Genomic DNA, 15,062 nt, shown 5'->3' on the forward strand with positions numbered 1-15,062 from the left:
ATTAAAGTATTCTTTTCAGTCGTTTAATGTTTGGTATCAATACCCAAACACTTAACATGGTAATTAATGCTAGGGCCGCTCCTATAATAAAGGCTGGTGTGTAATTTCCACCACTGGTTAACCACGGTACTAAATAGGTTAAAGCTGCCGCACCAAGTTTTGCCGCCATACCTGAGAAGCCAGATAGAGTACCCACTGTTTTCCCGCTAAAAATGTCGCTAGGTATTGTTTGAATGTTACCAATAGCCGTTTGGAATCCAAATAATATTACAGCCATTATCATTACAGCCGTAGTAGGCCCACCGGGCTTAGCCATGGCTAATAATGCTGGTAACATGATAATACAACCTAGGGTTATGACCATTTTCCTAGTCTTGTTCACTGTCCAGCCTTTTTTTAGTCTGTTTTGTGCTAATAATCCTCCAAACCATGCACCGAGCATTGCACCTGCGTATGGTACCCATCCGTAAAGTCCTATTGATTTTACGTCCATTCCGTATACCTCGTTTAAGTAAATAGGAATCCAGAATACAAATAACCACCAAATAGGGTCAAGTGCTGCCGATGCTAGAATTACACCCCAACTTTCTTTATGAGCTAATAATTCTTTAGTATTTGGATTATACTCATCGATGTCTGTTTCTACATCTTTGTCTTCATTGACTTGTCCGCTTAAAATATACTGACGTTCACTTTCAGTTAACCAAGAGTGGTTTTTTGGTGGTGCTTTTACTAAAACAAACCATGGGATTAACCAAAGTAATCCAATCAGACCTACTAGGATAAAAATATATTGCCAGCTAAAATATATAGTTAATACAGCAATTAATGGCAAAGAAATTATACCACCAATAGCAGCACCTGAGTTAAACAAACCCTGTGCAAAGGCTCTCTCGTTGGTCGGGAACCACTCAGAATTTGCTTTTGCAGCTCCTGGCCAATTCCCTGCTTCTGCCACTCCTAAAATAGATCTAAATAGTGCAAACAAACCAAAGGATGTGGCTAAAGCATGAAGAGCTGTAGCTAAAGACCAAACACCAATGGATAATGCAAAGCCTAAACGGGTTCCTATCCAGTCAAATATTTTACCGAATATCGCCTGGCCAAAAGCGTAAGAGAATACAAATATTATTGAAATATAGGCATAGATCTCTTTTCTTTCATCGCTTGATTTATCAGGATACAACTCATCTGCAATATCTGGCCAAAGCACACTTAGTGTTTGTCTGTCGATATAATTAATTATTGTTGCAAATGCTATTAGGCCTATGACCCACCAGCGTAATCCGTTAATTTTCATGTTTTTATATTTAGGAATAAGAGCATCTCAATCTGCTTAAAATTTAGGTTAGTAAGAGACGATTTATAAAAAATCTTCCCTTACTGGTGAGAAAAAGTCTAGTAATACGCCTTCTTCAATACAAACTGCACCATGTGGGGCATGTGGTTTGATGTAAAATACATCACCTGTTTTTAAAAGAAACTTTTTTCCGTCAATGTTTACTTCAAAAGCTCCGCTTTCTACATATGTGGTCTGGCTATGGAAGTGGTCATGAATAGGGCCAATTCCACCTTTTTTGAAATGTACTTTAACTAGCATAAGACTTTCGTCGTATGACATTATTTTTCTTTTAACAGAGTCGTTTAAAACGTCCCACTCCATAGAATTGTCTTTAACAAATGCTTCTTGCAATTTTTTTATCATCGTATTTTATGTTTATTTATTTTGAAAAGGCTAGGCCTGTGTTGATGTCAATATTTTATAAAAGAAGAAGCTTTGGGACTAGGTATTCTACTTCTTTAGCTCTTTTTAATGGCGTTCTAATCGCTACTTTACTTTTTAAATCGGTCATTCTTACTTTTCTATTAAATTGAAATTAAATGGCCCTTCCCATTTAAGGTTGGAGCCCTTGAAGTTGATTAAATGTTTATTATGAAAATCTTTATTGGCTATGGCTAAGAGGCCTTCCTTGTTATCAGTCTTAATTCTAAGTACTGTGTAATCTTCAGTGTCTAGTTCAATAGTGATAGATCTAATGCTTCCATAAGGATTTATTGATTTTTCATTTACTGGAGAGTATGAACCGTGTGTTTCAGTAACACTGGCAAAAGAAGTAGTTGTGCTATTTTTTCTCCGATGAATTAACAGCGGGTCTCTTCTTAAATTGAAATTTGGGTCGGTAGCACCTAATCTTCCGGCTATAAACTCATCATCCTTAAGACTGGCAGCAGTATATGTATAAAAAGTGCCATGATTTAACCAAGTAAATTGGATATTCGAACCATCTAAAGTGGCTTCAGCTTCCTTCCAAATATGCTGATATCCATTTGCTGAACCTATTTTACTTAAGTTCTCAGGAATTTGGTATTCAAAATTAGTAGCAATCCACTGACCTTTATAATAGAGAGGTAGGTCGTATTGGTTTGGTTTCTCACTGTTTACTTTGAGTAAATCAATGGTAATAGGGTTGTCAAAAAACGAACCGTCAAGCATAAATAGCGTTCTGCTCATTTTAATGCCATCATACGCATTGCTGTCGGAGGCTGAAATTACTTGAATGTTTGTATCAGAAATGTCATTGAAATTAAGATAGGGTGCATGTAATTCGCCTATATCTGTATTTCCTTCAAAATGTGAAGTTTCATTAATTACAAGGGTATTATGAGCTATGCTTTGCTTGGCAAACGTAGTGTTTTCTTTTAGGTAGCCACCGCCATTTTTCTGCTCTATGTTAACAAAACGAGCCATGCCGTAGTCTTGAACCACCTCATTTCCATTGTTGTAGAAAGAGTAGGAGAGTTTGTCAAAATGACCGTGGCCCATACCTTGTGAGCCGAATTTGAAAACGAGTTCTTTTCCATTGCCCGATCTCAGTATTCCTAAGGCTCCCATATCTCCGTTTTTACCATCCTTAACTACCATAGACTTACGAATCATGGGTTTAGCTTTTGACAGGTTTAAAGCTACCGCCATACCTGAAGCATCTAATTTGATAGCATCTTGGGTTTTAGCTATGGAAAGTAAACCTGGGTTTTTATTGCCATAATAATAGGCAATGTCTACAGCTGAAATTAGTGAGGTATTATAAATAGACATTCCTTTCTGAGCATCGTTTAATGGGAAGAAATCACCTTTTTCATTACTTTCTCCCAATAAAGTATTGACAGACTTCAGTAATGAACCGTCTCGATATTTAAATATTTCTAACTCTGGTTTTGCATTTTCAATCCCAACGGCAAACAGTAAAAAAGGATAAATGGCATAGCGATGATAGTAAGGACCTTCAGAGTATAATCCATCAGGAGAAAATAAACCATCAATTTGGGCTAAGAAACCTTTTGTCTCAGACTTTATGAGTGCACCATCATTGTCGTAAGCATTGGCCTTTATGCCATCATTTTCTAAACCGTAAAGAGCATTTTTGACTAATTGTTCATCACCTATAGCAAGACCTGTGAGGCCTACCGCGGCACAAGCCCATGTGCTATGGTTGTGAATTCGATTAAAAAACTGCGGGTTTCCAGTGGAAAGGAACTCTGCATAAGGTTTCAAAAGCTGTGCTTCAATTAGTAAACGATCTCCATTATTCAACCATTCATAAATATTATCATAAGCTTGGCTAACACTTACTAACCAGTTAGCGTCATTTAAGCATTGCCAAAAGAGCTTTCCTCTTGAGTAAGATTTTTTGGCTGGGTGCAACCCTAAAGTAGGGAAGAGTTCTACATATTTTAATAACATGTCTCTAACAAAGGAGGCATATTTTTCATCGCCTGTAATTCTATATACCGCACCAGCTTGCTCCATTAATACGTAATTTTTCTTGTGGGTTTCGTGGGTATAACCACCGGCTAAATCTTTAGGAACAGGTACATCGAAACCAGCGGCTATTTCTGCATCTAAATTTGCTTTAACTTCCGCTAAAGTTTTATCAAATAATGGAGCTTTACCCAGGTTCTCTTTTATAAAAGAAAGCTGTGCTTTATTTATCATGATGTGCTCATGATTATTTTGACCAATGGCTTTGCAATTAGCCATTAGGAAAATAATAGATATGCTATATAAAAGTTTTTTGATCATCGTAACTCTAGTTGAACTTTAGATTTGAACTAGAGTAACCTTCTCCAGTGATGTTAATTTCCTGCGTTTTTTCAATCACACAGTTGTGAATCATATTATGAGGCTCACCTACGGTTAGATTAATATTAAAAGCTCCAGTGTTCTTGAAAACACAGTTTTTTATATCCGCTACTTGAACACCTAAAAGGTTTATTGCACCTTTTTTTAGCCCTACATTTTCAAAAAGTGACTTGTCCACTGTAAGAATGCCGGCAGTGGTACTTTCATCTCTTCCACCACGGTACATGTTTATAGCAGAGCCTTTTACATCTTTAAAGCTGCAGTTTTCTATAATTACCGCCTCGGCATTATAAATACCTATGTCGTCAGTTTCTTTGTTTAAGGCAAGTACATCACCTGAGATTGTACTGAAAGTAGAGTTTGTAAACGCAATGCTATCTGCAAAAGTGGAGGGTGCTACATAAAGCACGTTAAAGAAGTTGTTTACATCAAGGTTTTGGAAGTCACAGTTGTCAACTATCAGTTTATAGTTTTTATTCATCGAATATTTGCTAGTAGCTATTACTGCGTTTAATGGGCCGTCAGGAGCTTCTTCGCCATCAATAGAAAGACCTTCAAGTTTTAGACTACCACCATTTTCTATTTTGAATAGATACTTTGTTTCAAAAAGCAAATTAGCTTTTTCATCTCCGTTACTTCTGATAGTTAAAGGGTGATGAATAAGGATATTCTTAGATGTGTGGTAAACTTTAGAAGACTCTAATAAAAGTATGTCACCAGGAGCTGAATTTTCAATGGCTTCTTGAAGTGAATTAAGACCAATACTTACAGGTATTACTTTTCCGGAACTAAAAGCTACGTCTACCGTTTTTGATTTATACCAGTTAGCACCAGTATTCGTTTTATTTGCGAAGTTGTGGGTGATATTGGCTCCTGTATTGCTAGTCTCATTTTTAGGTACCAATAAACCATTTTTGGCTCTTTCGAATGCTACTTTTTTCGTTTCAAAGCCTTTTTCGGTAGGTTTCTTAACTTCTGGAGATATAAGATTATTACTGAAATCTATGCCTGAGATATCATCAAAAATCCCAAAAATATCAGAAGATTTAGAAGAGATGATATTATTAGAAAATGAAGTGGAACTAGGAATAGCACTTCTTTCAGAATCACTTCCTGCACATAGTTCTATATGGTCGCAGTTGATAACAGTGTTGTTTAAAACTTTAGATTCTTTTACAGGCACATATCTGTTTAGCGGAGAATTTGGCACTCCGTTCATTATGGTCAAGGCACCTCTAAATCTGTTACCTGTAAGGCCTTCTAGGTAATTATTTATTACAGTTTGTTTCTCATTGATAACTCTAATTCCGCCTGTATTAGCTATGCCATTGCCTATTAATACATTTCCTTCTACGTGTGTTTCATTACCATGACGTATGGTTAGTGTACCTTTACTTTCAAAAAAGGTATTGTATCGGTATGTGTTTTGACCAGATTTATTTGAAATAATTTCAATCTCACCATCACATCTGTCAAAGTAGTTGTATTCTACTATTGACTTAGAATTCATCATTGAAAAGTGGCTTGTGCCTATTCTCAAGGTTTCGCCACCATTAGAACCTAGGTTTTGACGTGGCCCAAAATAGTTATGGTCAATCTGATGGTTGTTTTCAACACTTTCGGGTGCATTTAATCTTACTATAAGCGTTACGCCTTGCGTTCTTTTGTTTATAAAACTGCAATGATCTACTCTATTGTTTTTTCCATAAAGTACAGTCCAGGCTTGTACATCATACCTTTCAGGCCCATTGAAATTGTCAATTACCACTTGAGTAAGACGACAGTTATTTGCCAATGTTTTAGAATCCTTTTTGAAAGAAATTACTTCAGAAGTAGGGGAGAACCCGTTTTGAAAAACTAAGCCTTCTACCAATAAATACTTACCAGCAATACGGAGATTTGATTTTCCCGTTAGTATTACTTTCCCTTTTTCTTCAGCCTTAAGAGTAATGTGTTCGTCTGAGGTACCTGAAGCTTCAAAAAGTATTTCAGTGTTTTCCCAAGTACCATTTGCCATGGTTATGACATTACCTGGTTTGGCAGCTTCTATAGCTTGCTGTAACTCTGACGGGTTATTAACTAATTGAGCAGTGGCAACAAAACTTGTCAATAGACCAACAAGAACTAATGAGAAAACTCGAACGACTTTTTTGAAAATTGGACTTAGTTCCATTAATTGTTTACTCAGTAGGTAAGTTTCTGAGTAAACAGAGTCTATAACTTTAATTAAATGTGCTTTTTTCATGTTAGGGTTTTGTAATTGCATTATGTGTTTTTAACCATTCCTCACCTTTTTTATCTAAAAAGAAGTCCATCCAGATGTAGTACATCTCTTTACCTTCATCCACTTTAACTGAATGGCTAGATCCCAGTGGGATGTGTAATAGTGAATAAGCTGGAAGGTTAGTTTGAGCTTCATCGGCATAAACTACAATGTTGTTTCCAGCAAGCCCTAAAAACAATTGCTCTAGCATTCCATGTTCATGTGGAGCCACTTTGTCCGGGCCTGTAGCTTGTACGGTCCCCATGGCTATTCTTGGAATGTACTTGTTAGGGAAAATTGTTCTACTTACGGTGTTAGGGCTTTTTATTGGCTCTGTATAGGCTTGGCAGTCGGTGAATTTTTTAAAATAGATTTCTTGTGTGTTTTCTTTTGGGAATTCCAGTAAGTCTAGTTTGTCTTGTTTAGTTAAAATGCTCGATATTTTCAAAAAGTGAAGTGTATCGTTTTTTTCAGCTTTTAAGGCTATAGTTTTAATTGCGTTTTGAACAAGTACGGTTTCTGGTACAATGTCGAAGTTTTTTTTATTGGCTATAAGCTTTCCGTTTCCTTTTACAAAAAGATAAATGTCTCTGTAGTTTTCATCTTGAAGTTCTTTTTTTGTCACATCTCCCGTAATGGAGAATTGAGTAATGGTAATTCCATCAATTTCATTTTCAAGTATCGTTTTACTATACTCTTTAGTATTTGCGGGTAAAGTGGTAGTTAGGTTTTCTACTTGAATTTCCTGAGCTAAACTTACTGCAGAAGACAAAAGAGCTATGGAAATAGCGATTAAAGTTATTTTACTTTTCATTGATTCCGATATCTTGATTATGGTTTGCTTCCAAATGATTGAAGTTTTTTATCCATTCCTCAGTGGGACTCTCATTATATTTTGAAAGTCCCACCTTGGCTATGGATTATGGTAAAATTAATTACCTTCTATTCAACCTTATAAAACTTAATATCCTGGGTTTTGAGTTAAATTAGGGTTCCTTTCTATCTCATCTGCAGGTAATGGTAATAAGTAATCATCTGCACTAAAGTTTGGTTTTGCCCCTTCTAAACCAGAAGCACTAAAAACCTCTGCACCTATCTTTCTTCTAGCTATGTCGTACCATCTTTTACATTCAAAAGCAAGTTCAAATCTACGTTCTTCTAAAACATCAGAAACAGTAACGGTTCCTGTAATGTCGGCAGGAACAGCACTTGGAGCTATGGTAACTGAAGTACCTGCTCCTGTTCCTACTGAGCCACCCATTCTGGCTCTAGCTCTTACTTGATTTAAATAGGAAGAAGCTGAAGCATTGTCCCCAATTTCGACTGCAGCTTCTGCCGCAATTAATAATACCTCAGCATAACGCATCATAGAGTAATTATGGCTGGTTGCTCTTGCATTTCCACGAGCAAATGCACCTGGAAAACGTGTATATTTTGCATTGTAAGGCTGATTCTTGGCAAATTGATGTCCACTGATATCAAAGTTTTCGTAAGTTACAACTGTTCCACCAATTGATACTTGGTCATCTAAACTGACAGCTCTTCTATAATCAGCTGCAGGCCATGTTTCATATACTTTAAGAGAAGGAACTGTTACAGACCAACCACCTCCTGAATTTCTATCATCTCCTCTGATACCAGTCATTGGAGCTATTTGGTCATAAGCGTTATTGGGAGCTTCAAAATTATTATAGTCTAATGCAAATATTGGTTCTTTAGAGGCATCAATTTTAGTCGCATTAAATAAGTCTTGAAAATTCGACTCTAAAGCTAAATCATACGTTCCAGCATTGTCAATTACCTCTTTTGCTTCGTTAAAAGCATTTTGATAATTACCCATAGTTAAATGTACCAATGCTAAATATGAACTAGCTGCTGATTTAGCAGGGATAGCCCTAGAAGATTGTGTATTTGGTAACCATTTTTTTGCATATTCTAGGTCTTCAATTATTTTGGCATACACTTCTGAAGCAGGTGTTTTGCTGATGCTTGCTGCTGCGGCCGCATCGCTTATAGGTGAATCAACGTATGGTACATCTCCAAAAAGTCTTACTAAATGGAAATAATAGAACGCTCTTATGAAATGAGCTTGAGCAGTCACGGCGTTTTTAACATCTTCAGCTGCATTTACTGATTCCGCACCTGCTATAGCTTGGTTTGCTGCGGCAATTCCTTGGTATGTTTTTGGCCAAAACTCACTTATCATTCCATTACTAGCCAAAGTAGTGAAGTCATTATTTTCAACTCTTCTTGTCTCGTTAGATGCAAGATCTACCATGTCAGAACGCAGCATTAGGGCTATTGATAGCTTTCTTCCCCAAAACTTTTCATTGATAGCATGGGTATATGCACCATCCACTGCAGTTTGGATATCGTTCGTGGTTTTAAAGAAACCATCTGGAGCTAATAAACCTACAGGATCTTCTTTTAAGTCCGAACATCCTACCATCGAAACTCCTATCACAAGGAGTATATATTTTAAGTTTTTCATATTTCTAATTAAATTTTCACATTAAGGTTAAAGCTGAAAGATTTTACTGTTGGATAGTTCCCAAAATCAAATCCTTGAATTGTATTACTAGAGGTGTTATTATCACCATCAGCTCCGAAGTAATTAACCTCAGGGTCTAAACCAGAGTACTTTGTAAACGTTAACAGGTTTTGAGCACTAAATGATAATCTAACACCACCAACTTTTAGCTTATCAGTAATTCTAGTAGGTAAATTATATCCTAGGGCCACATTTTTCAATCTCAGGTAGCTACCATCTTCTACAAATCGTGAAGAAATTTCTCTGTTAGAATTGTTTCCTACACGTGGTTGGTCTGTGTCTGTATTTGAACTTGACCACGCATTGTTAAAATAGTCTCTAGTGGTATTTGCATCGCCATTGTTCAATTGAACATTAGTCATATTAAAAATATCCCCACCTTGAGAACCTTGAAAAAAGACGTTTAAATCAAAGTTTTTAAAAGAGAAGTTATTTGTAAATCCGTATGTGAAGTTTGCATTAGGATTACCTATAATTGTTCTGTCTGCTTCTGTGATTTCACCATTACCATCGGTATCAGCAAATAATGGGTCACCAGCTACACCTCCTGTTAAAGTTTGTGTTCCTGCTGGTAAGTCACCGCCTTGATAAACACCTGCGTACTGATATCCCCAGAATAAACCAACTTCTTCGCCTACTCTTAAGACATAGCTACGGTCATGACTAAAGTAACTAGGAGCTGCATTACCAAATAAATCAGCATCGTTAATTAAGCTTACAACTTTGTTTTTGTTTTTAGATAAGTTAAAATCTGTACTCCATCTAAAATCCCCCTCAACTATGTTTCTTGAATTTAATGAAATTTCAAATCCTCTGTTGTTAATCTCTCCAAGGTTAGTTAAGATTTCATCATTTGAAAATCCAAAATATTCAGGAATACCATTGTTACCTAGAATTAAGTCTTTTGTGTCAATGTTATAATAATCTAAGGATAGATTGATTCTATTATTAAGTAGTCCCATATCCAAACCTACGTTTGTTTGATAAGAAGATTCCCATTTTAAGTCTGGATTCGCAGGTTGGTCTGGCGTAATTGCAAATACAGTTTGTCCATTTCTAGAAGCATAAAGACTTGCAACCCTAGCTAAAGACTGGTAAGGGCTAATGGAAGGGTTACCTGTTACACCATAACTAGCTCTAAGTTTCAAGTTAGAAATTTTGCTGTCTGGGTTAAAAAAGCCTTCATTAGAAATTCTCCAACCAATGGCCGCTGAAGGGAAAATTGCGTATTTTCTGTTTGCTGCAAAATTTGACGCTCCATCTCTTCTTACCGTAGCCGTTATTAAGTATCTGTCATCAAAATCGTAATTTACTCTACCAAATTGTGATTGAATTTCTACTACTGACAGTGATGAAGAAGGCTGTAATATACCTGTAGCAGTACCTAAAGCGTAGTAAGAAAAGGCATCTGAAAGAAAACCTGTACCAGCGGAAGAAAATGCTTCTGTTGTATTCTTTTGATAGGAATAACCTGCTAATAAAGTTAAATCTCCTCTTCCTATTTCGTTAGTATAAGTCAAGTAGTTTTCACTCAAAATAGTAGTTCTTTGAGCATCTGTAATTCTAGCTCTTCCGCCTACACCTGAAGCAGTGATTTTCAGTGTTGAAGGTTGATAAACTCCTCTGGTCAAGTTTTGACTACTTAAACCTAAAGTGGTTTTGAAAGTAAGGTTGTCTAAAATGTCATAATTGGCATAAACATTTGACCTAAAGTTATTAATAGTAGTTTCGTCTACCCTTGCTGTAGCTACAGCAAACGGATTGTCTACTTCATCTCCAATAGCATCATTTGTAGTAAAATTACCATTTGCATCTTGAACAGATTTGTCTGGTGCAAACCTCATTGCCAAAGATATTACGTCATCTCCACCCACTGTTACAGAACCGTCAGATTGTGTAGTAACGCCATCTTTATTACCTCTGCTGCCAAAAAGATTGACTCCTAGTTTTAACTTTTTGGTAGCCTGTGCGTCAATATTCGTTAAGAATGTGGCTCTTTCAAAACCTGAATTAACTACAATACCATCTTGATTGAAATAGTTACCAGAAGCATAAAAGTTCATTTTGTCTGAACCTCCAGAAAAAGAAACCTGATGATTTTGTGTGCTACCTGATTTATAGATTAAGTCTTGCCAATCTGTGTCTGCCTCTCCTTGAGGATAAGGCGTAGAAATATCATTATTAGCTCTTATCTGGTTTTGATAGCTAGCAAATTCGTTTGCATTTAACAAATCAAGTCTGTTTGCTACATCTTGAATAGAATAAGTAGAGTTAAGTTCAACAGTTAGTTTACCGTTTCTACCTTTCTTAGTTGTAACCAATACAACACCATTTGAGCCTCTTGAACCATAAATAGCTGTTGCAGATGCATCTTTTAACACTTCTAGCGATTGAATATCATTAGGTTGTGGCATTGTTCCACCCACAAAACCGTCAACCACTATAAGCGGAGAGCTATTTGCACTAATAGATGTATTACCTCTAATTTTTATATTAATAGGTGCTCCAGGCTCTCCACCATTGTTAGACTGCACTACTACTCCAGCTGCACGCCCTTGAAGTGCTTGTGCCGCATCCAATACAGGAAATGCAGTTAGCTCTTCAGACTTAACAGATGACACAGCTCCAGTAATGTCACTTTTTCTTCGAGCTCCATAACCAACGACCACTATTTCGTCTAAAGCTTCTGAATCTGAGTCAAGGCTAACATTAATTAATGTTTGATTTCCTATGGCTACTTCTTTAGTAGTGTAACCAATGAAACTAAAAACCAATGTACCATTGTCCGGAGAGTTAAGGCTGTACTTACCATCAATGTCTGTTATTGTCCCGTTAGTAGTTCCTTTTATGGTCACACTTACACCAACCATTGGAGTGTTGTCTTCAGACGCAGTAACTACTCCATTTATACTTCGTTCAAATGCAAGCGATACCGTAGAAATCCCCAGAGCCAGAAAAAGCAGAGCCGCCTGCTTTAATCCTTTCTTCCTCTTTTGTAAAAATGTTAATTTCATAGAGTTAATATTTAGGTTTTGATATTAGAATATTACTAGTTTTTGTAAGTTTTTAGGTTTGTTGTTTCCCTCGATTACATCATAAAGTTAGTGGACGAAATGACAATTGTGATAAAAAAACTCAAATAAAAACACGATAAAATGCAATAAAAGCTATGAAAACGTTTCCGGTAACGTTTGTATTTTAAAATATTTTTTTAGGGAGTATTATTGAAAAATTGCAATTATGTTTCTAATATTGAAAAGAATAGACAAATGACTAAAACTGGCATTATTCTATGATTCGGTAATACTGTTTCTTGATTCCATTAATAATACAATTTTTCATCTTCCTTTTAGACTAGACTAATGAAAAGCAAAGCACCCACTATCAAGCTTATAGCCAAAGAGCTTGGTGTTTCCATATCTACTGTTTCAAGAGCTTTAAGAGATATGCCTGAGGTAAATCCTGAAACACGAGAGCGTATAATTAAGTATGCAGAAGAGGTGGATTACCAACCAAACATGGTAGCTACAAGTTTAGTTAAACAAAATTCTCACCTAATAGGTGTGGTGGTGCCAAATATGGATTATTTCTTTTCTTCTGCTGTGAAGGGTATTGATGAGGCGGCCATGGAAGCCGGCTATACGGTGGTAATAAGTCAATCAAATGAATCTTATGGAAGAGAACTGGCTAACACGCAGCGAATAATGAATAGCCAAGTGGAAGGTTTAATAGTTTCATTAAGTAGTGAAACTCAAAATATAGATCATATAAAGAAGATTCTTAAAAGGAATATGCCTGTTGTGTTTTTTGATAGAGATACTCCAGACATAGAAGCTTCTAAAGTAGTTTTGGATAATGAACTCGGTGCTTATAAAGCCGTAAAGCATTTGATAAGTAAGGGTTGTAAAAGAATAGCTTATTTAGGTGCTGAGAAAAATCTTGAAATAAGTAACTCACGAGAGGCTGGGTATTTGAAAGCTTTAAAGGAAGCTGGAATGAGTTCGGATGAATCTTTAATAGTGCATGGTAAATTTGATAAAGACAATGCCTATTTGAAAACCATGGAGTTGCTAAGATTGAAAAATCTTCCTGATGCTATTTTTGCCATTAGCGACAGATTAGCTCTTGGAGCTTATATGGCTATTAAAGATAAAGGCTTAAGAATGCCAGAAGATATTGCTTTGGTTGGCTTTAATGATGAGCCTATTATGAGTTTGCTTTCTCCTTCTATTTCAAGTGTATCACAACCTGCATTTGAAATGGGAAAAATGGCAGCTCGACTGTTTATTGAAGAGTTAAATTCTGAGGGAGAATATGAGCCACGAACCGAGGTTTTTCAACCTGAACTAAAGATTCGTGACTCATCTACTTTTTAAAATTATTATTGTTGGCTTGCTAGCCTATAAACTTTAGCATCGTTCATTGAGAATAAATAGATGTCTCCATTGGCATCTATGCCTAGTCTTAGTTTAGCATGTCCATTGTTAGTCATTTCTAACAAAGTGGTTTCTTTACCGTCCAGTGCTATTCTCATTTCATGGAAATCGATGGCTTTGCCTGCCTCCATTTTGCTTTCGTCCGCAAAGAACAATCGGCCTTTTAAAATATCGCCAAATATATACTTTCCAGTTAAAGAGGGAATGTCTGTACCATAGTACACAAAGCCGCCGCATACCGCATTTCCTTCGTCGTGGTCATATTCTAAAGTAGGGTAGGTGACCCCATCTTGCATTTCTTCTTCACTTAATTTGTAAAGCTTATGCATACTTTCTTGACTGTTTATTCCAAAAGAACCCTCTCTTCTTGGCCATCCGTGATTGGCTCCAGGATTAACCACATAAACGTCTTCCATGTTATGTTGTCCTATATTAGCACTTAGCATTTTGCCTTCTTTGGTCCACGTAAATCTATGTGGATTTCTAAAACCATTGGCGTAAACTTCTTTTACTACTTTCTCGCCGGTGATATTGACAAAAGGATTATCAGATGGAATGCCATACTTTCCATTGGCACTGTTATTTCCCGATGGGTCAATTCTTAGAATACTTCCCCAAGGTGTATGTTTACCATTGGCCACATATGGGAATTTTCTTTCTACCGAACCACCATCTCCTATACCTATGTATAGGTTGCCATAATCTTTATCTCCTTTTTTGGCAGTGGGATTAAAAGAAATATTTTGCATGCCATGAGCTCGGGTAGCCATGTCCATTCTAAATAGTTCACGGTTGGTACCATTGAAAGGCATTCCTTTCGGATTGTTTGTTTTCCATTCCTGAACTATCCACTGAAGCTGGGATGAAACTTCTTCAGGAAGTGGGAAATCAGCTTTTTTAGTATCTGTTGGCTCGGTGTGCGAAGTATAAAGCAAACCATTGTTTTCAAAATCGGGATGAAAAGCATAGCTTCCAAAACCTGTAGCCCAGCCCGACTTCTGTTTGAAGTTAGGCATGAGGGCCTGAACATCCATATATAATTCAGGCTTGTTATTCTTCACACGATAGAGTTTACCATTGATATCACAAACATAAACATCACCAGTATTAGGGTGTGGTTCCATTTTGGTGATTCTGGTAAGAGGTAATTCTTCGCTGGAAGCGGGTATTTGAAAGGCATACTCAAGATTGACCACAAAATCAGCTTTCTCAATCTTCTTAGGAATGGGGTCTTCAATAATACCCTCTTCATCAGATTCAAAAGGTTTGACCAAATCTCTGTAGGTATCCAGGTAAGCTACCAAACTTGCAATTTTTTCCTTGCCTAGAATAAAGTAGGAAGGCATTACTGATTTATACCTTTTTTGAAGTTTAACTGCTCTTTCGTTTCCGGAGTCAATGACTTTTTTAGGGTTTGAAATAAAGGCCATCACTTCATCTTTGCTCAGTTCTCTTGTAACTCCAGCCAGACTTGGGCCAATACCATTACTTTCAAAATTATGACAGGCTGCACAGCTGTTTTCAAAGACACTTCTTCCTTGTGCTATTGTGGCTGCCGTGGTTGTTAATTTATCAGATTTATTACTTTTAGGCCCTGTTTTACAAGCTTGAAAAACAAGTGTGCTTGCTGTTAAAAGACCGAAACTTAATAGGATTGTTTTTTTCAAGGGT

At 36.6% G+C, this 15,062-nt stretch carries 9 protein-coding genes; 1 reads left to right on the forward strand and 8 read right to left on the reverse strand.

What is annotated here, in order from left to right; translation table 11 throughout:
- Position 1: 1 nt before the first annotated feature.
- The 7 genes from AADJ06_RS03580 to AADJ06_RS03610 all read right to left on the reverse strand — a co-directional run bounded on the left by AADJ06_RS03580 (position 2) and on the right by AADJ06_RS03610 (position 11,969).
- Positions 2-1,300: an MFS transporter gene (locus tag AADJ06_RS03580; RefSeq protein ID WP_341225032.1), complete on the reverse strand. Its 1,299-nt coding sequence runs from the start codon at positions 1,298-1,300 to the stop codon at positions 2-4.
- A 63-nt stretch (positions 1,301-1,363) separates the two neighbouring features.
- The gene (locus AADJ06_RS03585; protein ID WP_341225033.1) at positions 1,364-1,705 is read right to left on the reverse strand and encodes a cupin domain-containing protein; all 342 of its coding nucleotides are present in this window, start codon (positions 1,703-1,705) and stop codon (positions 1,364-1,366) included.
- Positions 1,706-1,855: 150 nt separating this feature from the next.
- Positions 1,856-4,039, reverse strand: coding sequence for an alginate lyase family protein (locus AADJ06_RS03590; protein WP_341225034.1), 2,184 nt, complete (start codon positions 4,037-4,039; stop codon positions 1,856-1,858).
- Between the two features lie 49 nt (positions 4,040-4,088).
- Positions 4,089-6,386 carry a polysaccharide lyase 6 family protein gene (locus AADJ06_RS03595; protein WP_341225035.1) on the reverse strand — a complete coding sequence of 766 codons (2,298 nt, stop codon included), beginning with the start codon at positions 6,384-6,386 and terminating at the stop codon, positions 4,089-4,091.
- A 1-nt stretch (position 6,387) separates the two neighbouring features.
- Positions 6,388-7,218 carry a cupin domain-containing protein gene (locus tag AADJ06_RS03600; RefSeq protein ID WP_341225036.1) on the reverse strand — a complete coding sequence of 277 codons (831 nt, stop codon included), beginning with the start codon at positions 7,216-7,218 and terminating at the stop codon, positions 6,388-6,390.
- 147 nt (positions 7,219-7,365) lie between these two features.
- Positions 7,366-8,895: a RagB/SusD family nutrient uptake outer membrane protein gene (locus AADJ06_RS03605; RefSeq protein ID WP_341225037.1), complete on the reverse strand. Its 1,530-nt coding sequence runs from the start codon at positions 8,893-8,895 to the stop codon at positions 7,366-7,368.
- Between the two features lie 8 nt (positions 8,896-8,903).
- Positions 8,904-11,969 (reverse strand): TonB-dependent receptor, encoded by a 3,066-nt coding sequence (locus AADJ06_RS03610; protein ID WP_341225038.1) that lies wholly within the window; start codon positions 11,967-11,969, stop codon positions 8,904-8,906.
- 348 nt (positions 11,970-12,317) lie between these two features.
- Between AADJ06_RS03610 and AADJ06_RS03615 the strand changes: the two genes are divergently transcribed.
- Positions 12,318-13,331: a LacI family DNA-binding transcriptional regulator gene (locus tag AADJ06_RS03615; protein ID WP_341225039.1), complete on the forward strand. Its 1,014-nt coding sequence runs from the start codon at positions 12,318-12,320 to the stop codon at positions 13,329-13,331.
- Between the two features lie 5 nt (positions 13,332-13,336).
- Here AADJ06_RS03615 and AADJ06_RS03620 read toward each other — a convergent pair whose 3' ends face one another.
- Entirely contained in the window at positions 13,337-15,058 is a 1,722-nt protein-coding gene (locus AADJ06_RS03620; RefSeq protein ID WP_341225040.1) for a PQQ-dependent sugar dehydrogenase, read from the reverse strand.
- Positions 15,059-15,062 lie beyond the last annotated feature (4 nt).

Origin of the sequence: uncultured Arcticibacterium sp. (assembly GCF_964021845.1) — a bacterium.
In the GTDB taxonomy this organism is placed as follows: domain Bacteria; phylum Bacteroidota; class Bacteroidia; order Cytophagales; family Spirosomataceae; genus Arcticibacterium.

Excerpts from the sequence above, each read along its gene's own strand:
- AADJ06_RS03580 (WP_341225032.1), bottom strand. The coding sequence starts at position 1,300 with ATGAAAATTAACGGATTACGCTGGTGGGTCATAGGCCTAATAGCATTT.
- AADJ06_RS03585 (WP_341225033.1), bottom strand. The coding sequence starts at position 1,705 with ATGATAAAAAAATTGCAAGAAGCATTTGTTAAAGACAATTCTATGGAG.
- AADJ06_RS03590 (WP_341225034.1), bottom strand. The coding sequence starts at position 4,039 with ATGGCTAATTGCAAAGCCATTGGTCAAAATAATCATGAGCACATCATG.
- AADJ06_RS03595 (WP_341225035.1), bottom strand. The coding sequence starts at position 6,386 with ATGAAAAAAGCACATTTAATTAAAGTTATAGACTCTGTTTACTCAGAA.
- AADJ06_RS03600 (WP_341225036.1), bottom strand. The coding sequence starts at position 7,218 with ATGAAAAGTAAAATAACTTTAATCGCTATTTCCATAGCTCTTTTGTCT.
- AADJ06_RS03605 (WP_341225037.1), bottom strand. The coding sequence starts at position 8,895 with ATGAAAAACTTAAAATATATACTCCTTGTGATAGGAGTTTCGATGGTA.
- AADJ06_RS03610 (WP_341225038.1), bottom strand. The coding sequence starts at position 11,969 with ATGAAATTAACATTTTTACAAAAGAGGAAGAAAGGATTAAAGCAGGCG.
- AADJ06_RS03615 (WP_341225039.1), top strand. The coding sequence starts at position 12,318 with ATGAAAAGCAAAGCACCCACTATCAAGCTTATAGCCAAAGAGCTTGGT.